Source organism: Mycolicibacterium wolinskyi, assembly GCF_002101965.1.
Lineage (GTDB): Bacteria > Actinomycetota > Actinomycetes > Mycobacteriales > Mycobacteriaceae > Mycobacterium > Mycobacterium wolinskyi.
This window is the reverse complement of record NZ_LQQA01000030.1, coordinates 721,077-741,811: the sequence shown is the minus strand read 5'-3', so window position 1 is coordinate 741,811 and position 20,735 is coordinate 721,077. Positions and strand designations below refer to the sequence as shown.

The window sequence follows — 20,735 nt, the reverse complement described above, 5'->3', positions numbered from 1 at the left end:
TAGCTCCGGGATAGATATCGAACAAGGACTTGTTTCCGGTCTATTAATCGCGAGTCTTTATCAATGGACGCCTGAGTCAGGACTAGGAGTCTGCCTAGTGTGACGCCGACCACTCGCTGCGAGAGTGCTGTTATCGCGCATCGTCGCGCACACCTGGAGGACCGATATGACAGCCACCCACCTGGCCAGCGTGCTGGCCGACGCCGTGATCGACGACCCCGCCGCCGGCATCTACCGCGCCAACCGCCGCATCTTCACCGACGAAGAGATCTTCGAGTTGGAGATGAAGCACATCTTCGAGGGCAACTGGATCTACCTGGCCCACGAAAGCCAGCTGCCCAACCCGGGCGACTACTTCACCACCTACATCGGACGTCAGCCCGTGGTCATCACGCGCGACAAGGACGGGCAACTGCACTGTCTGATCAACGCCTGCGCCCACCGCGGTGCCATGATCTGCCGCCGCAAGACCGACAACCGTACGACGCTCACCTGCCCGTTTCACGGGTGGACGTTCCGCAACGACGGCACCTTGCTCAAGGTCAAGGACCCGGAGGGCGCCGGCTACCCGGACACCTTCAATGTCAACGGATCCCACAACATGACCAAAGTGGCCCGGTTCGACAACTATCGGGGATTCCTGTTCGGAAGCCTCAACGCCGACGTCCTTCCGCTGACCGAACACCTCGGCGACGCCACCACCGTGATCGACATGCTCGTCGATCAGTCGCCGGAAGGCCTTGAGGTGCTTCGTGGTTCGTCGACCTACACCTATGACGGCAACTGGAAGGTGCAGGCCGAGAACGGGGCCGACGGCTATCACGTCACCGCGACGCACTGGAATTATGCCGCGACCACGAGTCGGCGCAACACCGGTGAATCGAAGAACGACACCAAGGCACTCGACGCCGGTGGCTGGGGCAAGTCCGGCGGAGGCTACTGGTCGTTCCCGCACGGGCACCTGTGCTTGTGGACCTGGGCGGCCAATCCGCAGGACCGTCCGCTGTGGGACAAACTCGACGAACTCAAGGCGCAATTCGGCGAAGCCAAGGGCGAGTTCATGGTCAAGGGCTCACGCAACCTGTGTGTGTATCCGAATGTGTATGTGATGGACCAATTCTCGACGCAGATCCGGCACTTCCGGCCGATCGCCCCGGACAAGACCGAGGTGACCATCTACTGCATCGCTCCCAAGGGTGAGAGCGACGACGCCCGCGCACATCGAATTCGGCAGTACGAGGACTTCTTCAACGCCTCCGGGATGGCCACCCCCGACGACCTGGAGGAGTTCCGCTCATGCCAGCTCACGTTCCGGGCGCAGGCCGCGCCGTGGAACGACATGAGCCGCGGCGCCGAACACTGGCTGTCCGGTCCGGATCCGCTCGCCGAATCGCTCGGCATGACGGGCATCGTGTCGGCCGGCATCCGCAACGAGGACGAGGGCCTCTACCCCGTCCAGCACGGGTACTGGCTGCAGACCATGCGACAAGCGCTGGCCGACGAGGAAGGGGCGGAGCGATGAACACCGCACAGCAGACCGGCGCAAAACTGATCACGCAGAACGCCATCGAGCAGTTCCTCTACCGCGAGGCCCGCTACCTCGACGACCGCGAGTTCGAGAAATGGCTCGAATGCTATGCCGACGACGTCGTCTACTGGATGCCGTCATGGAGCGATGACGACCGTCTCGTCGAGGATCCGCAGCGCGACATCTCGCTGATCTACTACGCCAACAAGGGCGGGCTCGAGGATCGCGTGTTCCGTATCCGCACCGAGCGGTCTTCGGCGACGTCGCTGCCCGAACCTCGCACGAGCCACAACATCAGCAACGTCGAGGTGATCGAACGCCGCGGCGACCTCGTGGATGTCCGGTTCAACTGGCACACCATGTATTTCCGGTACAAGACGGTGGACCCGTATTACGGGACGTCGTTCTACACGATCGACTTCTCCGGTGAGCAGCCGCTGATCCGGCGCAAGACGGTGGTGCTCAAGAACGACTACATCCACCACGTGGTGGACGTGTACCACTTCTAGGGACAGCCATGACTGCCGTAACCGAACCCCAGAACTATTCCGTGGCACTGTCCTTCGAGGACGGCGTGACCCGATTCATCACGTGCCGCGAAGACCAGACGGTGGCCGACGCCTCCTACCGCCAGCGCATCAACATCCCGCTGGACTGCCGCGACGGTGCCTGCGGAACCTGCAAGGCGCACTGCGAATCCGGCAGCTACGACGGCGGCATCTACATCGACGACGCGTTGCCTGCCGACGAGGCCGAGGCCGGCTATGTGTTGCCGTGCAGCATGAAGCCGCGTTCGGATCTCGTGCTGCAGATCGCCGGCACGTCCGACGTCGCCAAGACCCAGGCCGCCACGTACACCGGCACGCTTGTCGAGCTCACACGTCTGTCGCCGACCATCGTTCGGTTCGCGGTCGAGATCCCGAATCGATCCGAGTTGGCGTTCTTGCCCGGGCAGTACGTCAACGTGGCCGTCCCGGGAACCGACGTGCACCGGTCGTACTCGTTCGCCAACGCGCCGCATGAGCCCCGGCTGACCTTCCTGGTGAAGCTGACCGAGGGTGGCGCGATGTCGGATTACCTGAGCCGCCGCGCGGCCGTCGGTGACACCCTCACGTTCACCGGGCCCAACGGCTCGTTCTTCCTGCGTGAGGCGAAACGTCCGGTGCTGATGCTGGCCGGCGGAACCGGCCTGGCGCCGATCCTGTCCATGTTGCGCAAGATGGCGGCCGACGGCAGCCGCCGCAAGGCACACCTGATCTACGGCGCGAAGACCGACGACGATGTCGTGGCACTCGACGAGCTGCGCGAGATCGCTTCGCAAGTACCGGGTTTCACGTGGGACCACTGTGTGTCCGATCCGCACACCCGGGCCGCCAACCAGGGCCGGGTGATGACCCTGATCGAGCCGGCCCAGCTCTACGACGGCGACGTGGCGATCTATCTCTGCGGGCCACCCGCCATGGTCGAGTCGGTCCGCAAGCACGTCACCGCAACCGGCATCGAGCCGACGGGCTTCTACTACGAGAAGTTCGCGCTCGCCCACGGCGGCTCCCCCGCCGACCACGCCCAGGACACCACGACGGCCACCGGTGGCGGAGAAACGCTGTTGCCTGCCCCCGATGCCCGTGCGGTCGCGGGCCAGGAAATGCTGGCCCGCAACGCCACTGCCGCCATCACCCCATGGCCGCAGCCGGTGACCGTCGGTGACACCGGCGACACCGCCCGTCGCATCGCGGGCCAACTGATGGCCCCGGTCACCGACGGTGTCATCCGTCCACTCGACGACGACAGCGGGACGCTCATCGCTTCCGCGTCCCGTTCGGTGTGTGGCCAGCCGGTTTTCGCGCCGCCGACGGCTCCCGCGGCGGTCACCTCGCCGAGCCCGGTCTCCGAGGATGGCTATCAGATCGGCGAGGAGCATCCCGAAGTGCACGAGTCCGATGCGCTGTTCGAGGCACGCCAAGCCCTCGAGCTCGGTGCGCTCGAACTCACGCTGGGCCGGCTGTCGAACCGGCAACTCGCCGGCTATCGGCTGTTGGCCGAATCGACCCTGCCGTACGTCGACGGCGATCGTTTCGTCGATGCGGCTCAGTACACCGAGACCAACGCGGCATTCCACGACTACCTGTTCACCCTGACCGGAAACGACCACCTCCTGCAGGCCTACCAGGCCCTCGGGGTGAAGGGCCGGATGAGCGACGTGCTGCGCAACGCCACCTGGTGTCACCCACTGTGCGCACAGGACCACATCGACATCGTCAACGCGTTCGAGAGCGAAGACCGCGACGCGGCGCGCGCACTGATCACCGCGCACGCAGGCCGGTCCAAGCAGACGATGCGGCGCGCGATGGCCGACAGCGAACAGGCCCGTGCCGCGCGCAGGCCGAAGTTCATCACCCCCGGCCGATTCGCGGGCAAGGTCGTCGTGGTCACCGGTGCGGCACAGGGTATCGGTGAGCACACCGCGCGGCGCATCAGCGCCGAAGACGGCATCCTGGTCCTCGCCGACCGCTCCGAACTGGTCGAAGAACTGGCCGACGAGCTGGCCGCCGCCGGGCCCCGCACGTTGGCGGTGACCGCAGACCTGGAGCACGACGATGGCGCAGACACCTTGGTGCGGCAGGCCATCACGGAGTTCGGCCGCATCGACGTGCTGATCAACAACGTCGGCGGAGCCATCAATTTCAAGCCCTTCACGACGTTCACCGCAGAACAGATCCGAGCCGAGATCACCCGATCGCTGATGACAACGCTGTACGCCTGCCGAGCCGTGCTGCCCTCGATGGTCGAGCGAGGCACCGGCGTGATCGTGAACGTGTCCTCGGCGGCCACGCGCGGTGTTCATCGCATCCCGTATTCGGCGGCCAAGGGCGGCATCAACGCGCTCACCGCGTCGCTGGCCATGGAGTATGCCGATGCCGGCATCCGCGTCGTCGCGACCGCCCCGGGTGGCACCGAGGCTCCGCCCCGGCGCATATCCCGCGGCACCCCGCAGGCCACGACCGACACCGAACGAGCGTGGTTCCAAGCCCATATCGACCAGACGCTGGAATCCTCGCTCATGCATCGCTACGGCACATTGGCCGAGCAAGCCGCGGCGATCTGCTTCCTGGCCTCCGATGAGGCGTCCTACATCACCGGGTCGGTGTTGCCGGTGGCGGGCGGCGATCAGGGCTGATCGGCCACCTGCACGTCGCCTGGCCGGACCGTCACCTGAAACCGCTTGAGTCCCCAGCCATCCGAGACGGCGAAGAACACCCTCTTGGGCCTGCCGAGCATGGTCGTCGTCAACACCGTCCCGCGGGACCCTGCGGGTACGACCGGGACATCAATCCCTTCGATCTGGCGGCGCGCAGTCACGGCGTCGCCTTTGCGGCAGCGCACAATCCCCCAACCCTTCTATCGGATCTCCACCCAACCAATGTGGGTACTCCGGAAGGTCCACACACGCAATCGAATTTCCTCGGCCTGACGGCCCGGACGTGCGCCGTACGATGTGGACGTGGTCGGTTCGACAGGATGCATCGGCCGGGAGCGCGAACTGGCTGAACTGTCAGACCTGCTCGCCGAGGCCGAGCACGGCGCGGTCGTGGTCGCAGTGACCGGCGAACCCGGCATCGGCAAGACCGCCGTGCTGAGGGAACTCGCGGCACAACGGTCCGGCCGGTGGGCACAGGCCACCGCATGGGAGTCCGATCTGCCCGCCGGCGTGCTCGCCCAACTGCTCCAGGACGAGATGCCCGCGGATCCGCTCGACGCCGCGGCGCACCTGGTCGACCATTTGACCGGTCGCGGCACGCTACTGCTGGTGATCGACGATGCCCACAATGCTGATCCTGTTTCATTGCAGGCTATTTCGACCCTGGTGCGACATCAGAGTGAGATCCCCGTGCTGATCGCACTCGGCATGGAGACCCTCGACGACGTGTCCGCCGACATCGCCGCGCACCAGATCCGGTTGGCCGGGCTGCTTCCGAACGCGATCGGTGAGATCGCCCGCAGGCATGGTGTCACACTGCATCCCGCGATGGTCGACGCACTGACCCGCCATACTCGGGGCAACCCGCGGCACGCGCTGGCCCTGCTCGACGAGGCGCCTGCGGCGGTGTGGTCCCGCCCGGATGCGACCCTGCCTGCGCCTTCGCACGTCCTGGCTTCCGTCGAGGCCGCGCTGTTGCACTGCGGAACCGATGGCCGCGCCCTGGTGGAGGCCTTCGCCGTATTGGGTGCTGGCGCATCCCTCGCCGAGGCCGCCGCGCTGGCGGGCGCCGATGACCCACTGGTCGGCCTCGACGCCGGCGTGTCGGCCGGATTACTGTTGCAGACAACGCAGTTCGAGCCCAGCCTACCCGATCCACTCTGCCGGACCGCGGTGCTGCAGCTCATGGGGGTACGCGCCGTTGCCGAATCGCATCGCCGTGCTGCCGAGATCGTCACCGACCAGGCGCGGCAGCTTCGGCACCGGGTCGCCGCCGCACCCCTGCCGGACGAAACGCTCGCCGACGAGGTCAACGCACTGGCCCACACGCGCGGCAACGAGGGAGCGTGGGCGCAAGCCGCGATCTTGTTTCGCGACTCGAGTCGGCTGACACCGGATCCATTGCTGCGCGACGAACGCCTCACGCGCTCGGTCGACGCGCTCGTGGCCGCGGGCGACTGTTCGGCTGCCGCATCCCTCGTGCCTTCGGTCGAGGTTCTCCGCGAAACTCCCTTGCGCAACGCCGTTCTGGCGTATCTCGCGATACTGCGGGGCCGCGCGACCGAAGCTGAGGTCCGGCTGCGCCGAGCCTGGGACATCGTCAACAGCAAGCGCGATCCGGAGATCGCCGCGCTCATCGCGCAGCGCTACGTGCTGCACTCCCTCATCCGCTGCCGCGGCGACGAACTGGTCGCCTGGGCCGATACCGCATTGCGCCTGGCCGATCGGGACTCCCCCACCGGGATCGAGTCCGCCGCGATCCGCGGACTCGGACTGGCCGCCGCAGGACGTCCGGATGAAGCAACCGCGTCCTACGACGCACTGGCGGGCCGGCTTCGGCACGGTGCGCAGGCGCAGCGCATCACGATGGGCCGGGGCTGGCTGCAACTCATTCGCGACGACGTCGACGCGGCCCGCAGCAACTTGGAAAGCGCGGTGGCCACAGCAGGTTTGGGGGGATCGACGCGAATCACATTGTGGACGAAAGGTTGGCTGGCCCGCGTGCAATTCGTCAGCGGGGACTGGGATGCCGCCCTGGCCACCGTCGAATCCGGTCTCGACCTGGCCGACTCCAGCGGCATCGTGATCGTCACACCGCTCCTGGAATGGACTGCCGCACAGATAAATGCGTTACGCGGCGACTGGGCCGCAGCGGAATCCGCGGTACGCGCGGCCGACGTGGTCACACAGGACTACGAGATGATGCGGATACCCACCATTCTCGCGCGGGCGCAGGTCGCGGAGGCCGAAGCGGACTACGCGAAGGTACTGCGCGTCGTGGAGCCACTCGCCGCGATGGCGGCGGGCACCTCACTCGCCGAACCCGGCTACTGGCCGTGGCCCGACCTGATGGCCAACGCTCTGGTCATCGACGGCAAGTTGGAGGCCGCAGACGTATTCCTGCGTCCGCACGAAGAGCAGGCCGAGGAACGTGGGCATCGCTCGGCCATGGCACGTCTCGGATACGCGCGCGGCAGGCTCCTGGGTGCCCAGGGAGACCTCGCGGCGGCACGCGTGAAGTTCGAGGAGTCCCTGGCCCTGATCGACGGGCTGCCACTGCGCTATGACCGGGCACGCATCAACTTCGCCTACGGTCAGACCCTGCGCCGGGCCGGGAAGCGCCGTGAGGCCGACGCCGTCATCAGCACGGCCCGCGACCTGTACTTGTCGCTCGGCGCGCACGCCGTCGTCGCCCGCTGCGAGCGCGAACTCAAGGCCGGCGGCCTGCACCAACTGCGCGGCTCGCGCGACAGCGTCGAACTGACCCCGCAGGAAGACGCGGTGACCTCACTCGTGGCGCAGGGCCTGTCGAACCGTGAAGTAGCTGCCGAACTGTTCGTCTCCCCCAAGACCGTGCAGTACCACCTGACCCGGGTGTACGCGAAGTTGGGCGTTCGGTCCCGCGCAGAGTTAGCTGCACTTCGCAGATGACCCGGCGGTGCGTAATGTGGGCACGATGATGGGGAGGTTTCTGGGGCCGGTGCGGTCGCGTCGCTGGTCGCAGGTGTGGTGGTCGCGGCGCTCGGCACACCGACCGCAACCCCGCAGATCGAGCTCGCCGACAACACGATTGCAATCGATCCCGGTGACGGGTCCCTCGCGAACGGTCAGACCCTGACCCCGTTCGACGTGCAGAATCCGGCCATCAACCGGCTCGACCCGCGGCTTCTGACCGCCATCCAGAACGCTGCCACCGCCGCGGCGGCGGAGGGCATCACGATGACCGTCACCTCGGGGTGGCGGTCCGCGGAGTTCCAGCAGAGCCTGCTCGACGACGCGGTGCAGACGTACGGCAGCCTGGCCGCCGCGCGCGAGTACGTGCAGACTCCGGCGGCGTCCCGGCACGTGACCGGCGAGGCCGTCGACATCGGCGGCGCGGGCGCCGATCAATGGCTGATCGCCAACGGTTCCCGGTTCGGGCTGTGCCAGATCTACGCCAACGAACTGTGGCACTTCGAACTGGTCGCCGACCCGGGGGGCCACTGCCCACCACTGCTGCCCAACGCGGCGGGCTGATCTACTCGCTGACGGACCCTAGACGCCCGCGGGAACGCGGCCGTCGATGACCGTCGCGCCGGTCTTGGCCACCACGTCGTCGTAGTCAACGCCGGGCGCGAGCTCGACGACGCGGAAGCCGTCACCCGTGACATCGAAGACGCCGAGGTCGGTGATCACCCGGCTCACCACGGCCTTGCCGGTGAGCGGCAGGTTGCATGACGAAACGAGTTTGGCAGCACCGGATTTGGCGACGTGATCCATCAGCACGATGACGCGGCCGGCTCCGCTGACGAGATCCATCGCGCCACCCATGCCCTTGACCATCGATCCGGGCACCATCCAGTTGGCCAGGTCACCGTTGGCCGCGACCTGCATACCGCCCAGCACCGCGACGTCGACGTGCCCGCCGCGGATCATCGCGAAACTCGTTGCCGAGTCGAAGAAAGAGGCACCGGCGACCACGGACACGGTCTGCTTGCCCGCGTTGATGAGATCCGGGTCGACCTCGTCGTCATACGGAAACGGCCCGACGCCGAGGATGCCGTTCTCGGCGTGCAGTGTGACGTCCGAGCCCTCCGGCAGGTAGTCCGGAATGAGGGTGGGCAACCCGATGCCGAGGTTCACGTAGTCGCCATCGTGCAGTTCGGCCGCGGCTCGTGCTGCCATCTGTTCGCGGGTCCAGCTCATCGTGCTGCCTCCTCGGAGCCCGGGCGGGCCCGGGTCGTGCGTTTCTCGATGTCCTTGTGCGCGGCCTGTTCCGGCGTCAGCGCGACGATCCGCTTGACGAAGATGCCAGGCAGGTGGATCTCGTCGGGATGCAGCTCGCCGACCTCGACGACCTGCTCGGCCTCGACCACGGTGACCCGCCCGGACATCGCGGCCGGCGGGTTGAAGTTGCGTGCGGCGGCGTGGAATTTGCAGTTGCCGGCCTTGTCGACGACGGCGGCCCGCACGAGCGCGTAGTCGGTGACGATGGATTCCTCGAGCACCATTTCCTTGCCGCCGAAGGTGCGAACCTCCTTGGCGGGCGAGGCCAGCGCGACGGTGCCGTCCGGGTGATAGCGCCACGGCAGGCCGCCCTCGGCGACGAGCGTGCCCACGCCCGTCGGCGTGAAGAACGCGCCGATCCCGCTGCCGCCGGCCCGCATCCGCTCCGCGAGGGTGCCCTGCGGGGTGAGTTCGACGGTGAGTTCGCCTGCGAGGTACTGACGCGCGAACTCTTTGTTCTCGCCGACGTAGGAGGCGATGACCCGGCTGATGCGGCCCGCCTCCAGCAGCAGGCCGAGCCCGGCGCCGTCGACGCCACAGTTGTTGGAGACGATCGTCAGATCGTCCGCGCCCTGTTCCAACAGTGCCTCGATCAAAAACCACGGGATACCGGCCAGGCCGAATCCGCCGACGGCGAGGCTGGCGCCGCTGGGGACGTCGGCGACGGCGACGGCCGCCGATTCGACCACCTTGTTGAGGGTCATGATCGCTCCAAGAAATCAATGAGGGCGGGCGTGATGATGCCGGGTTGCTCGGCGTTGGCGAGGTGGGCCGCATGCGCCACCTCGACCAGGCGGCCGTTGCGCACGGTGTCGGCGATCTCGGCCAGTTTCGCGGGCGGGGTTGCCGGGTCGTCGGTTCCGGCGATCGCCAACGTCGGTGCCGTGATGTTCGGCAGGTCGGCACGAAGGTCGAGTGCCGCGATGGCCTCGCAGCAGCCCGCGTAGCCTTCGGCCGGCGTCGCGGCGACCATGGCTTCGTGCTCAGTTTTGAGGTCGGGCCGCTCGGCGAGGAATTGGGGCGTGAACCACCGCGCCACGACGGCTTCGGCGACAGCCTTGGTGCCGTCGGCCCGCACGGTGGCGGCTCGGTCGGTCCACGCCGAGGCAGGCGGCAATTGCGCTCCCGTGCACAGCACGGCCAACCGGTCGACGCGTTCGGGGTTGCGCGCGGCGAGCCGCATGGCGGTCATGCCGCCCAGCGACAGCCCGACCACGTGCGCGCGTTCCACGTCGAGGGCGTCCATCAGCGTGACGACGTCATCGGCGAGGTCGTCGATCGAGTAGGGGCCGTCGGGCACCGGTGACTGGCCGTGCCCGCGCGTGTCGTAACGCACCACGCGGAACCGTTCCTCGAACGCGGCCAACTGGGCATCCCACATGCGGTGGGTCGAGCCCAGAGAATTCGAGAACACGACGACCGGCGCATCGGGCCGCCCGCTGACGATGTGATGGACGCTCATCGCACCGCCTCGAAAATTGCCGCGAGGCCCTGTCCCCCACCGATACACATGGTTTCGAGCACGTAGCGGGCGTCTCGGCGGACGGCTTCGTGGGCCGCGGTCGCCAGGATGCGCGCGCCGGTGGCGCCGATCGGATGGCCCAGCGAGATCCCAGAACCGTTGGGATTCACCCGGTCGTCGAGCGGGTCGACCTTCCACCGGTCCAGGACCGCGAGCACCTGAGCGGCGAACGCCTCGTTGAGCTCGATGAGGTCGATCTCGTCGAGCACCAGGCCGGCCCGGTCCAGCGCCGCGGCCGTCGCGCCGACGGGCCCGATGCCCATCGCTTCCGGTGCACATCCGGTGACCGCCCACGACTTAACCATCAGAAGCGGTGTGAGACCGTGCTTTTCGGCTTCGGCACGGGTGGTGACGACGCACATCGCGGCGCCGTCGTTCTGGCCAGAGGCGTTGCCGGCCGTCACCGTGGCCTCGGCGTCGACCTTGCCGCGGATCGGGCGCAACGACGCCAGCTGCTCGATGCTGATGTCGGCGCGGGGATGCTCGTCGCGGTCGACGACGATGTCAGGCTTGCGTTTACCCGGCACGGTCACCGGCACGAGTTCATCGGCGAACCGGCCGGCCTTGTGCGCGGCGACCGCGCGCTGATGCGAGCGCAGCGCCAGTGCGTCTTGCTCCTCGCGCGAGATGGCGTATTCGCGGCGCAGGTTCTCAGCGGTCTCGATCATTCCGCCTGAAATGGGATGGCTTGCGCCACCGGCGGTTTCGCGCGCCCGATCCAGTCGGTCCTGTAGGGCGATGCCGCCCTGCCGCACACCGGTGCGCAGCCCGAGCGCGTAGTGCTCGACGTTCGACATCGATTCGGCGCCGCCGGCGACCACGGTGCGGGCCGCACCAGTCGCGACCTGTCCGGCCGCGTAGAGCACCGCCTGCAATCCCGACCCGCAGCGGCGGTCGATCTGCAGGCCCGGCACGCCGGTGCCGAGGCCGGCATCGAGTGCGGCGATCCGGCCGATCGCGGGGGCCTCACCACTGGCGTATCCATTGCCGAGCACGACGTCGTCGATGTCGTTCTCACCCAAGCCGGTGCGGGTGACGAGTTCACGCAGGGTGATCGTGGCCAGATCCGTCGCCGTCAGGGCTGCCAGCGCGCCGCCCATCCGGCCGACCGGGGTTCGGATCGGGCTGCATATCACCACTTGGGACGCGGATGAAGCCGAAGTCATGCCTTCGACGTTAGGCAACCGGACACATATTCTGAAATACTCAGATCTGCCCCATTGATATGCACGGAGTCCTAATAGTGGAACTGCGTCACCTGCGCTACTTCCGGGCCGTCGGCGAGGAACTGCACTTCGGCCGCGCGGCGGAACGCCTGCACATCGCCCAGCCGCCATTGTCCCAGCAGATCCGACAGCTCGAACGTGAGCTCGGTGTCGAGCTGCTGATCCGCACCACCCGCACGGTCGAGCTGACCCCGGCCGGCCGCGCTTACCTGCAGCGCACTGTCGAGATTCTCGACGCCGTCGAGGAGGCGGCCGGCCAGGCCCGGCGGATCGCCGCGGGTATCGAGGGACGGGTGGCGATTGGATGCGTCGGTTCGGCCACGTATTCACTGCTTCCGCAGCTGGTCCGGGCGCTCGGCGAATCGTTGCCCGGTGTCGAGGTCAGTGTGCGTGGCGAGATGCTGGCGCCCGCCCAGCTCGAGGCCCTCGTCTCGGGCGGCATCGATCTCGCGCTGCTGCGTCCGCCGGTGATGCACGACGGCGTCGTGACCGAGACAGTGCGCCGCGACCGGTTGCTGGCCGCGCTGCCCGCCGACCATCGCCTGGCCGGCCGCGCCGAGGTGACCGTCGACGATCTGCGCGACGAGGATTTCGTCGTTCACGCCGGCCATGGCCGCTCGGTCATGAGCAACCTGGTCGCGGCGATATGCGCCGATGCCGGGTACGTGCCGCGGATCCGTCAGGAGGTCTCCGAAACCTCGACCCTCGTGACGCTCGTCGCGGCCGGGATCGGCGTCGCGATCGTCCCCGCCCCCACGGCCGCGCTCGACATCGCCGGGGTGCGTTACGTGCCGTTGGCGCCTGCGTCGTTGGGCGTCGACCTGGTCGCCGCCCGGACTCAGGATTCGGCCGTCATCGCCAATGTGTTGGGAGTGTTGCGCGAGCTCACGGAATAGGGTGACCTCATGACACTGTCCGGAAAGACCATGTTCATCTCCGGTGCCAGCCGCGGTATCGGTCTCGAGATCGCCAAGCGGGCGGCCGCCGACGGCGCCAATATCGCGCTGGTCGCCAAGACCGCCGAACCGCACCCCAAACTCGAGGGGACGATCTACACCGCCGCCAAGGAGATCGAGGAGGCCGGCGGGCAGGCCCTGCCGATCGTGGGTGACGTGCGTGACGGCGATTCGGTCGCCGGTGCGGTGGCCAAGGCCGTCGAGCACTTCGGCGGCATCGACATCTGCGTCAACAACGCGTCGGCGATCAACCTCGGCTCGATCGAAGAGGTGCCGCTCAAGCGGTTCGACCTGATGAACGGTATCCAGATCCGCGGTACGTACGCCGTGTCGCAGGCCTGTATCCCGCACATGAAAGGCCGGGAGAATCCGCACATTCTGACGCTGTCGCCGCCGATCCGGCTGGAATCGGAGTGGCTCAAGCCGACCGCGTACATGATGGCGAAATTCGGGATGACGTTGTGCGCGTTGGGCATTGCCGAAGAGATGCGTGAGGCGGGTATCGCGTCGAACACGTTGTGGCCGCGCACCCTGGTGGCCACCGCCGCCGTGCAGAACCTGCTCGGCGGCGACGAGGCGATGGCGCGGGCCCGCAAGCCCGCGGTGTACGCCGACGCCGCATACGCGATCTTCAACAAACCGGCTCGTGAGTACACGGGTCACAGCCTGCTGTGTGAGGACGTGCTGCTCGACAACGGCGTCACCGATCTGTCGGTCTACGACTGCGTGCCGGGCTCGGACCTCGGTGTGGATCTGTGGGTCGACACCCCCAACCCGCCGGGGTACGTGCAGCCCTAGCACCACCCGCTGAATGGCTTTGGCGGCCAAAGGAACTGAGGACAGCCCTCCGCGAGCGGTCGGCGGGCGTGGAAAATTCAGTCGATCGCTGCGCGTGCCGTCGGTATGGTCGGCGATGTCACGACGATGGCGAAAGGACCACGATGACATCCGGCCATACCCCGGCCCCCGATCTGCCCCTCAGCGCCAGAGTCACTGCCCCTGCGACGGTTGACATTCCGGCCGTCGGCGACGACCTGACGTGGCGCGCGGCGACGAAGGACGACATCGTGGCCATCTGGGCGCTCCTGGGCGCCGCGGGCACGGTCGACCACCCGCGGTATCTGGTCACGAAGGAAGAAATCACCGAGGAATTCACGCGATCCGACTTCGATCCCGCAGCCGACACCATCATCGCGTTCGACTCGTCCGGACAGGCTGTCGCGTACGGGACCTCGACCCTGAACTCGAGTCAGGAATCACTCGTGCAGGTGGCCCTCGACGGCGCGGTCCACCCCGACCGTCGTGGCGAGGGCATCGGAACCGCGCTCCTGCGCTGGCAGGAACAGCGTGGCTTGCAGCACCTCGCCGGCTCGGACAAGTGCCTGCCCGGATGGTTGGGGTCGGGGGCGAACGAGATCGCCACGGCGAAAGTGCGCTTGCTGCACCGCAACGGCTACGAGTCGGTCAGATGGTGGCACGAGTTGGAACGCAACCTCGCCGAGCCGATTCCCGATGTCGCCCCGGATAACTCGGTGCGTATCGTCAACTACGGTCCCGAGTGGTCGGAGCCGACCCGCCACGCGCACAACGACGCGTTCCGCGACCACTGGGGCAGCCAGCCCATCACCGAAGAGGACTGGCAGATCGGCGACCGGCTCAGCACCACGCGGCCCGACCTGTCCTTCCTGGCGGTCGCCACCGATGCCGACGGCAACGACCAGGTGGTCGCCTACGTGCTCAGCGAGGTCAACAAGGAAGAATGGGCGCTCGTCGGCCACTCATTCGGATACATCAACTCGGTGGGTGTCGCGCGCGAATGGCGCGGCCGCAAACTCGCCCAGGCGCTCCTCACCCACACCATGCGTGCCTACCGGGCTGATGGGCTCGACCGTGCGGTCCTCGATGTCGACTTCGAAAGTCCCACAGGCGCTTTGGCGTTGTACGAGAAGCTGGGTTTCACCACGGTGGACCGTTCGGTGAGTCTCGTCAAGCAGTTCTGAGCGCAGCCAAATCGCCTAGCACCAGACGATTTTGGAGGATAACCCCCGCGACGTACCCGTCGCGCTCAGATAGCGTTCTGGCGTGAGCAGCGCAGCCGGTCTCTCAGACAACCAGATAGCCGAAGAATCCACGCCGCCCGTCCCGGCCTGGACGCCATTGCAGAAGCTCGCCTTTCGACTGTTGTTCACGATCGGCGGAGGCATCGTCGTTCTCTCCGTCTACGGCAATCTCGGCCTCGGCGTGTTGTGGAAGCCGCTGTTGGACGCGCTCGCACACCTGGGCGAGCGCGTCGCCGGCGGTTCGGGCGCGACCCTGACCCTCTCGGGCTCCGGTGATTCGCTTGCCACCTGGTACTTCCACCTGGGCTGGATCCTTGTGGCCCTTGCGATCACCGCCGTCTGGACCGCGCTCGACAGGCAACGGCCGAACTACCGCAGCCTTGCGGCGCTGTTGCTGGTCGTCGCGCGATTCGCGCTCGCGGTGTCCATGTTGCTGTACGGGCTGGCCAAAGTCATCCCGGCCCAGATGGGCTACATGGTGTTGCCCGCCTACCAGATTCAGCTCGTCGGCGACGTCAGCCTGATGAACACCCTGTGGGGGTTCATGGGCGCCTCCGCTCCATACTCCATTGCGGCGGGTCTGGTCGAATTCGTGTCCGGAGTATTGCTCCTGTGGCGTCGCACATGGTTGATGGGTGCGTTGCTCGCCATCGTCGCGATGGGCCAGGTTTTCCTGCTGAACCTGTTCTACGACGTGCCGGTCAAGCAGATTTCCGGACAGCTTCTGCTCATCGCCATCGGCATCACCGCACCGTACTGGCGCAGCCTGGCGGCGATGCTGTTGCAGCGTGGACCGGTTGAACCCGTGACGCTGTGGGCACCGCTCGGCTCGGGCACACGGTGGGTGCGCCGCACCGGCACGGTGACGAAGTGGGTGCTCGCGGGCGCATTCATCGCGCTCACCACGACCTTCAGCATCGTGGCGCTCCACTACATGCACGAGCGGGAGTCGGAGATCGACGGGGTCTGGCGGACAACGTCATTCACCATCGACGGGCGGCAGGCGACACTGCAGGACACCGCACCGGAGCCCTGGATCAACGTCGCGATCACGTACCGGGCCAGCGATTACAGGAGCATCGTCACCCAGAACGCCGCCGGCTACGTCACGTCCTACGATTACGAAATCCACGACGACCGCATCGAACTCAAGCATCCCGAGCGAACCGAGCCGATCGTCCTCTACTACCGCCAGGACGCGCCGGATCGGCTCATGCTCACCGGCATGCTCGACGGCAAGCGGATCGAAGGGCAATTCGAACGCCGATTCCTCCAGAAGTCCAACTCCCATTTCCGCTTCGTCCAACCCGACGTCGAGCCCGGTTTCGCCGGCCGGTTGCCGTAGAACGCGCGGGTCGGTCCGCCGCCTACCATGTGCCACTGACACCTTCCGCGCACGGACCGCCAGAAGCCCGCTTTTATCCCCAGTTTCGTTTTCGTCCACAGATTCGGCCTGGCAGGTCGAAGACGCACAGCGTTTCGCACGTGTGTTCGATACGTTCGGGTCATGGCTCAGTTCACCACCGCAGAGGCAGCACGCGAGCACCTTCGTGCCCTGGCCGACCAAGTGGACGCCGCCTACGCCGAGATGGCAAGCCTGTCCTCGGATGGGGTGGGCAATGAGTTTCGCGTCGAGATGGCCGAGCGACTGGAGACTCAAGAGCGCACGAACCGAGGCCTGATGTACCGGATCTTCGGCGAGATCGCCGATCCGCCGGACGAAGCCGGGATGGAACCGGCGGTTGCCGACAGCCTGTGGGCACGTCTGCGCATTCCGCCGAAAGAGATCAAGCGCCGCATGAAGGCTGCCGCCCGGCTTCGTCCGCGCCGCCGGCTGACGGGCCCGCCGGCGCCGCCCGAACTCCCACTGGTGGCAGCAGCATTGGAGGAGGGCGCCATCGGTGAAGATCATCTACGCGCCATCTGCCGGGCCGTCGACACTCTGCCGTCCGGAGTGTCCGATGACGACCGCGCCGAAGTCGAACGCAGCCTCGTGCGCGAAGCCCGAAAGAACGACGCCGAGATCGTCAAAACCGCGGGGCGGCGCATCGATGAGATCTTCAACCCTGACGGCCATTACAACGAAGAAGACCGGGCGCGCCGCCGCGGCCTGCACCTCGGCCCGCAAGGCCCCGACGGCATGTCGCGACTGGACGGCTGGATCGACCCCGAAGCCCGCAGCTTTGTGGAAGCGTCCACCGCCGCGGTTCGCCCCGGCCGCCATCTGCCCGACGGCACGCTTGCCAAGGTCGAGGACGACCGCACCCCCGATCAGCGCTGCCACGACGGCATCAAGCTCGGCCTCAAACTGGGCATCGCGTCCGGCGGCATGGGCTCACACCGCGGCCATCCGGTCACCGTAATCGCCCGCACCACACTGGCCGAACTCAATCAGGCCGCGCATGCCGTCCATGACCCCGGCATTCCGATGCCGACTCCCGCCCGCACCGGCGGCGATACCGCACTGCCGATGCGGGATCTGATCCGCATGGCCGCTGATGCCATCCACTATCTGGTGATCTTCGACGACCACTCCGAGCGTCCCCTCTACCTCGCCCGCCAGGCCCGCATCGCCACCGCCGACCAACGCATCATCTGCTATGCCCGCGACGGCGGATGCACGCGGCCGAACTGCTCAGAACCCGACTATCACTCCGAGGTCCACCACAGTCCGGATTGGGATCCCGACGGCGCCACCGATGCCGACAAACTGTTCTTCGCATGCGGGCCCGACCATGCCCGCGTCACCCGCGGCGAACTCATCACCGAAGTCATGCCCAACGGTCGCCTCGGCTGGACCGACGGCACGACTGCACTCCAGACCAACCACGTCCACCACCCCGACGAACTCCTGCACGACCCCGCCCCGCCCGGCGAGGGCGACGGTGGTGCGAAAGCCGATAGGCATACTCGATCTGTGACTGAAGCCAAACCCACCAACTGGGCCGGCGGGCGTTATGAAGCCGTCGCCGAACGTATCGCAGCCATCGCGGGTGAAGTCGTCGCCGCCGTCGACAGCCGTCGTCCGATCCGCGGCGCCACGGTGCTCGACCTTGCGTGCGGTACCGGCAGCGCCGCGTTGGCAGCCGCGGCCGCCGGTGCCGGCGTGACGGGCGTCGACCTCACGCCCGAGTTGATCGAGATCGCCTCCAACCGGCCGGGCGGCGCCGAAGTCAACTGGGTGGTGGCCGACGCCGCCAATACCGGACTGCCCGATTCCGGCTTCGACGCGGTGACGTCGAACATGGGCATCATCTTCGTCGAACCGAACAGTCTGGTGGCCGAGGTCGCGCGGCTGTTGCGGCCCGGCGGCGTGTTCGGGTTCTCCTCATGGATCCGCGACGGGGCGGGCAGCCCGTTCTACAACCCGATCGTCCAGACGCTCGGGCAGCCGCCGGCATCCGGCCACTCCCCCGACGACTGGGGCGATCCGGACATCGTGGCGACACGGCTGGCCGCCGACTTCGACGACCTCGCGATCGAAAAGCGGTTGCACACTTGGCAATTCGGATCGGTGTCGAGCGCGATGCATTTCATCGGCCGGGAGTCGCCCATGCACGTCGATCTGCTGGGGCGGCTCGACGAGCCGCAGCGTGGTCAGCTGCTGACGGCATTCGAGACCGCGCTGACCGAATGCGCTGACGACGCGGGGCAGGTGTCGTTCACCAGTCCCTACCTGGTTGCGACCGCACGCCGCCGGTGAGCTAGCCGCGTCCTGAAGGCTCAATTACCGCGCCTGATAGAGGATCCCGCGGCCGATGGCCTCGCGGACCTCCGGCAGCGCGGCCTCGGCGAGCGCATCGGTGTCGACGCCATGATGTGTCGCGAGCAGTTCGATGAGCGTGCCGAGCGGGACTTCGCCGCGGCATCCGGCGAGTAGAGCCCGCAACACTTCGTCGACACCGATGACCGCGGCCGGACCGCCCGGGCGGCGGACCGCTGCCCCGACTTGCTGCCACCCGTCCGGGCCGGGCAGGGATTGCTCTTCCAGGAACACCGGTGCCGTCGAGAGCCGGGCGGCCAGCAGCTGGTCATCGGAGGTGTCGCGCAGGTACGCGCGGCGAGCGAAGAACGCGTCGACTTCCGATCCGGTGACCAACTCGTCGGCGGCCGTGATCTCTTCGAGAATCTGCTCGGGGCGTTCACCATGACGCGGTGCCCGCAGCGAGATCAGACCCATCCCGATACCGGCGATGTCTTGTTCGGCGAACCAGTCCAGCCACTGCCCGCCGCGGTCGGCCATCTGTTCGGGTGTCTCACCGGCATCGGCCAGCCACAGCGAGACGTAGCTGATGGGGTCGGCGAGCTCACGCTGCACGACCCAGGCGTGCAGGCCGGTGCCGGCCAGCCAGCCGCGCACGCGATCCCGCCAGTCGGAGCTTTCCGAGCAGACGATCCAGTTGGCCATGATGTGCGCTGTGCCGCCCGGCAGCAGATGGTCGCCGACTTGTTCGATCAGGCTCTGGCACAACAGGTCTCCGGCGATCCCGGAATCCCGGTAGATGTAGTCCCGTGCACCGGACCCCACCACGAACGGCGGGTTGGACACGATCAGGTCGAAGCGCTCCCCCGCGACGGGCTCGAACAAGCTGCCGTGGCGCAGATCCCACGACATGCCGTTGAGACGCGCCGTCGCAGCGGCGAGCGCCAGCGCGCGCTCATTGGTATCGGTCGCCACGACTTCGGCGCAGTGCGCGTCGAGGTGCAGCGCCTGGATGCCGCAGCCGGTGCCCAGATCCAGTGCGCGATTCACGGGTGTGCGAATCACGGCACGGGCCAAAGAAATCGACGCCCCACCGATGCCGAGCACGTGGTCGTGCCGGAGTGGGCCACTGCGTAGCGCCGCATCCTGGTCCGACACGACGATCAGATCGTGGGCTCCGTCGCTGTGCGGGCGGATATCGAGAGCCGCGCGCACCGCACCGTCGGACACCTCGACCACACCGTTGGCGGCCAGGGCCTCCACGGACACGGACGGCAGCGCCGTCTCGACCTGTTCCCGGAACTCGTCGCTGCCCAGCAGAAACAGCCGCACGAGGACGGCCAACCGCTGCCGATCAACGGGTGCGGCGTTCGTGGCGCGCAGGGCCGGCCACCACACTCCGCGGCCGAGCGCCGCGTTCACGTCCGCCCCCAGCAGGTCGGCCACCCCGTCGACCGTGTACTGCGCTGCGCGCAGATCCGTGCCGATCGCGTCGACGACGCCAGGCTCGATGATCAAAACAGGGATGCTTCCGGCTCAGCCGGCTCGATCAGCTCCGGGCCGTTGTTCCGCACACTGTTGACCAACCGGGACACCTCACGGATCGCGATCCGATCGAGGTCGCCATGCCCTCGCAGCAGCCCCTCGTCGATCGGGGAATCGGGATCGAGCCAGCGATCCCAGTCCGGGGCGCTGATGGTCAACGGCATGCGGTCGTGGATGTCGGCGAGGGGCCCGGCCGCGTCGGTCGTGATGATCGTGCAACTCAGCAGCGGCGGTGCATCTTTTGGCGCGCCGGCCGGTCGCCACGTCGTCCACAGCCCCGCCATGAATAGGGGCTCACCGTTCGCGCCGTACATGTAGAAGGGCGTCTTCTCGCCTTTCTGGCCCTTCCACTCGTACCAGCCGTCCATCGGCACGAGGCAGCGCTTGTTCTTGGCGGAGTTGCGGAACGCCGGCGAGCTGGTCACCTTGTCGGCCCGTGCGTTGATCAGCAGCGGGCCCTTGTTGTCCGGCGTGCCGTCCTCTGCCGTCTTGACCCACGGTGGGATCAGACCCCAACGCATCGACCGCACCCGCCGGGTGGACTCGTCATCGGGCTCGGTGTGGCGTTTGACCACGCTGCTGATGGTCGTGGTCGGAGCGACGTTGTAATTGGCGCCCGCGACGTCTTTGTCACCGGAGGCCGAGGTGGTCTCGTCGATGGCCTGGATCTTCTGCGCCAGCAGCGCCGGGTCGGTGGTGACCGCGAAACGTCCACACATAGAGCCCATGG

Annotated in this window: 17 protein-coding genes and 1 pseudogene; 11 read left to right on the top strand and 7 right to left on the bottom strand. The window is 67.2% G+C overall.

Annotated elements, in window-relative coordinates:
* Positions 1–166: 166 nt before the first annotated feature.
* Genes benA through benC form a run of 3 tightly spaced genes read left to right on the top strand, consistent with a single transcriptional unit; the run spans position 167 to position 4,706 of the window.
* Positions 167–1,522 carry a benzoate 1,2-dioxygenase large subunit gene (gene benA, locus AWC31_RS27285; RefSeq protein WP_085147206.1) on the top strand — a complete coding sequence of 452 codons (1,356 nt, stop codon included), beginning with the start codon at positions 167–169 and terminating at the stop codon, positions 1,520–1,522.
* Positions 1,519–2,037, top strand: a complete 519-nt coding sequence (gene benB, locus AWC31_RS27280) for a benzoate 1,2-dioxygenase small subunit (protein ID WP_085147204.1) — start codon at positions 1,519–1,521, stop codon at positions 2,035–2,037. The genes benA and benB overlap by 4 nt, the downstream gene beginning before the upstream one ends.
* An 8-nt stretch (positions 2,038–2,045) precedes the next feature.
* The gene (benC, locus tag AWC31_RS27275) at positions 2,046–4,706 is read left to right on the top strand and encodes a benzoate 1,2-dioxygenase electron transfer component BenC (RefSeq protein ID WP_085147202.1); all 2,661 of its coding nucleotides are present in this window, start codon (positions 2,046–2,048) and stop codon (positions 4,704–4,706) included.
* Here the strand turns inward: benC and AWC31_RS27270 are convergent.
* Positions 4,697–4,888, bottom strand: a complete 192-nt coding sequence (locus AWC31_RS27270) for a hypothetical protein (protein WP_131807582.1) — start codon at positions 4,886–4,888, stop codon at positions 4,697–4,699. The genes benC and AWC31_RS27270 overlap by 10 nt on opposite strands.
* A gap of 142 nt (positions 4,889–5,030) precedes the next feature.
* On the opposite strand from AWC31_RS27270, the gene AWC31_RS27265 reads away from it, so the two are divergent.
* Together AWC31_RS27265 and AWC31_RS27260 are read left to right on the top strand one after the other, a co-directional pair.
* Entirely contained in the window at positions 5,031–7,658 is a 2,628-nt protein-coding gene (locus tag AWC31_RS27265) for a helix-turn-helix transcriptional regulator (RefSeq protein ID WP_085147378.1), read from the top strand.
* Between the two features lie 75 nt (positions 7,659–7,733).
* Positions 7,734–8,243: a M15 family metallopeptidase gene (locus tag AWC31_RS27260; protein WP_374214042.1), complete on the top strand. Its 510-nt coding sequence runs from the start codon at positions 7,734–7,736 to the stop codon at positions 8,241–8,243.
* An 18-nt stretch (positions 8,244–8,261) separates the two neighbouring features.
* Here the strand turns inward: AWC31_RS27260 and AWC31_RS27255 are convergent, their stop codons facing one another.
* Genes AWC31_RS27255 through AWC31_RS27240 form a run of 4 tightly spaced genes read right to left on the bottom strand, consistent with a single transcriptional unit; the run spans position 8,262 to position 11,681 of the window.
* The gene (locus AWC31_RS27255; protein ID WP_085147196.1) at positions 8,262–8,912 is read right to left on the bottom strand and encodes a CoA transferase subunit B; all 651 of its coding nucleotides are present in this window, start codon (positions 8,910–8,912) and stop codon (positions 8,262–8,264) included.
* A complete protein-coding gene (locus tag AWC31_RS27250) occupies positions 8,909–9,697 on the bottom strand; it encodes a CoA transferase subunit A (protein WP_085147194.1) in 789 nt (262 codons plus the stop codon). Before AWC31_RS27250 ends, AWC31_RS27255 begins: the two co-directional genes overlap by 4 nt.
* Positions 9,694–10,455, bottom strand: a complete 762-nt coding sequence (pcaD, locus tag AWC31_RS27245; RefSeq protein WP_085147192.1) for a 3-oxoadipate enol-lactonase — start codon at positions 10,453–10,455, stop codon at positions 9,694–9,696. Before pcaD ends, AWC31_RS27250 begins: the two co-directional genes overlap by 4 nt.
* Positions 10,452–11,681, bottom strand: coding sequence for an acetyl-CoA C-acetyltransferase (locus AWC31_RS27240; protein ID WP_085147190.1), 1,230 nt, complete (start codon positions 11,679–11,681; stop codon positions 10,452–10,454). Before AWC31_RS27240 ends, pcaD begins: the two co-directional genes overlap by 4 nt.
* Before the next feature lie 77 nt (positions 11,682–11,758).
* On the opposite strand from AWC31_RS27240, the gene AWC31_RS27235 reads away from it, so the two are divergent.
* The 6 genes and pseudogenes from AWC31_RS27235 to AWC31_RS37675 all read left to right on the top strand — a co-directional run bounded on the left by AWC31_RS27235 (position 11,759) and on the right by AWC31_RS37675 (position 18,460).
* Positions 11,759–12,637 (top strand): LysR substrate-binding domain-containing protein, encoded by an 879-nt coding sequence (locus AWC31_RS27235; protein WP_085147188.1) that lies wholly within the window; start codon positions 11,759–11,761, stop codon positions 12,635–12,637.
* Between the two features lie 9 nt (positions 12,638–12,646).
* Positions 12,647–13,495 carry an SDR family oxidoreductase gene (locus AWC31_RS27230; RefSeq protein ID WP_085147186.1) on the top strand — a complete coding sequence of 283 codons (849 nt, stop codon included), beginning with the start codon at positions 12,647–12,649 and terminating at the stop codon, positions 13,493–13,495.
* Between the two features lie 143 nt (positions 13,496–13,638).
* Positions 13,639–14,697: a GNAT family N-acetyltransferase gene (locus AWC31_RS27225; protein ID WP_085147184.1), complete on the top strand. Its 1,059-nt coding sequence runs from the start codon at positions 13,639–13,641 to the stop codon at positions 14,695–14,697.
* Positions 14,698–14,779: 82 nt separating this feature from the next.
* Positions 14,780–16,102 (top strand): DUF2339 domain-containing protein, encoded by a 1,323-nt coding sequence (locus AWC31_RS27220; protein WP_133060231.1) that lies wholly within the window; start codon positions 14,780–14,782, stop codon positions 16,100–16,102.
* A 162-nt stretch (positions 16,103–16,264) separates the two neighbouring features.
* Positions 16,265–17,629, top strand: a pseudogene (locus AWC31_RS27215) (13E12 repeat family protein); the annotation flags it as partial.
* A 45-nt stretch (positions 17,630–17,674) separates the two neighbouring features.
* The gene (locus AWC31_RS37675) at positions 17,675–18,460 is read left to right on the top strand and encodes a class I SAM-dependent methyltransferase (protein ID WP_084356878.1); all 786 of its coding nucleotides are present in this window, start codon (positions 17,675–17,677) and stop codon (positions 18,458–18,460) included.
* A 24-nt stretch (positions 18,461–18,484) separates the two neighbouring features.
* On the opposite strand, the gene AWC31_RS27205 is transcribed toward AWC31_RS37675, so the two are convergent.
* Both AWC31_RS27205 and AWC31_RS27200 read right to left on the bottom strand, forming a co-directional pair.
* Complete coding sequence (locus tag AWC31_RS27205; RefSeq protein ID WP_085147376.1) at positions 18,485–19,975, bottom strand: DUF7782 domain-containing protein; 1,491 nt, start codon at positions 19,973–19,975, stop codon at positions 18,485–18,487.
* Entirely contained in the window at positions 19,975–20,724 is a 750-nt protein-coding gene (locus AWC31_RS27200) for an SOS response-associated peptidase (RefSeq protein ID WP_207626431.1), read from the bottom strand. The genes AWC31_RS27205 and AWC31_RS27200 overlap by 1 nt, the downstream gene beginning before the upstream one ends.
* Positions 20,725–20,735 lie beyond the last annotated feature (11 nt).

Bases quoted from the DNA above. Each gene is read 5' to 3' on its own strand.
- benB (WP_085147204.1), top strand. From the start codon at position 1,519: ATGAACACCGCACAGCAGACCGGCGCAAAACTGATCACGCAGAACGCC.
- pcaD (WP_085147192.1), bottom strand. From the start codon at position 10,455: ATGAGCGTCCATCACATCGTCAGCGGGCGGCCCGATGCGCCGGTCGTC.
- AWC31_RS27230 (WP_085147186.1), top strand. From the start codon at position 12,647: ATGACACTGTCCGGAAAGACCATGTTCATCTCCGGTGCCAGCCGCGGT.
- AWC31_RS27255 (WP_085147196.1), bottom strand. From the start codon at position 8,912: ATGAGCTGGACCCGCGAACAGATGGCAGCACGAGCCGCGGCCGAACTG.
- AWC31_RS27225 (WP_085147184.1), top strand. From the start codon at position 13,639: ATGACATCCGGCCATACCCCGGCCCCCGATCTGCCCCTCAGCGCCAGA.
- benC (WP_085147202.1), top strand. From the start codon at position 2,046: ATGACTGCCGTAACCGAACCCCAGAACTATTCCGTGGCACTGTCCTTC.
- AWC31_RS27250 (WP_085147194.1), bottom strand. From the start codon at position 9,697: ATGACCCTCAACAAGGTGGTCGAATCGGCGGCCGTCGCCGTCGCCGAC.
- AWC31_RS27200 (WP_207626431.1), bottom strand. From the start codon at position 20,724: ATGTGTGGACGTTTCGCGGTCACCACCGACCCGGCGCTGCTGGCGCAG.
- benA (WP_085147206.1), top strand. From the start codon at position 167: ATGACAGCCACCCACCTGGCCAGCGTGCTGGCCGACGCCGTGATCGAC.
- AWC31_RS27240 (WP_085147190.1), bottom strand. From the start codon at position 11,681: ATGACTTCGGCTTCATCCGCGTCCCAAGTGGTGATATGCAGCCCGATC.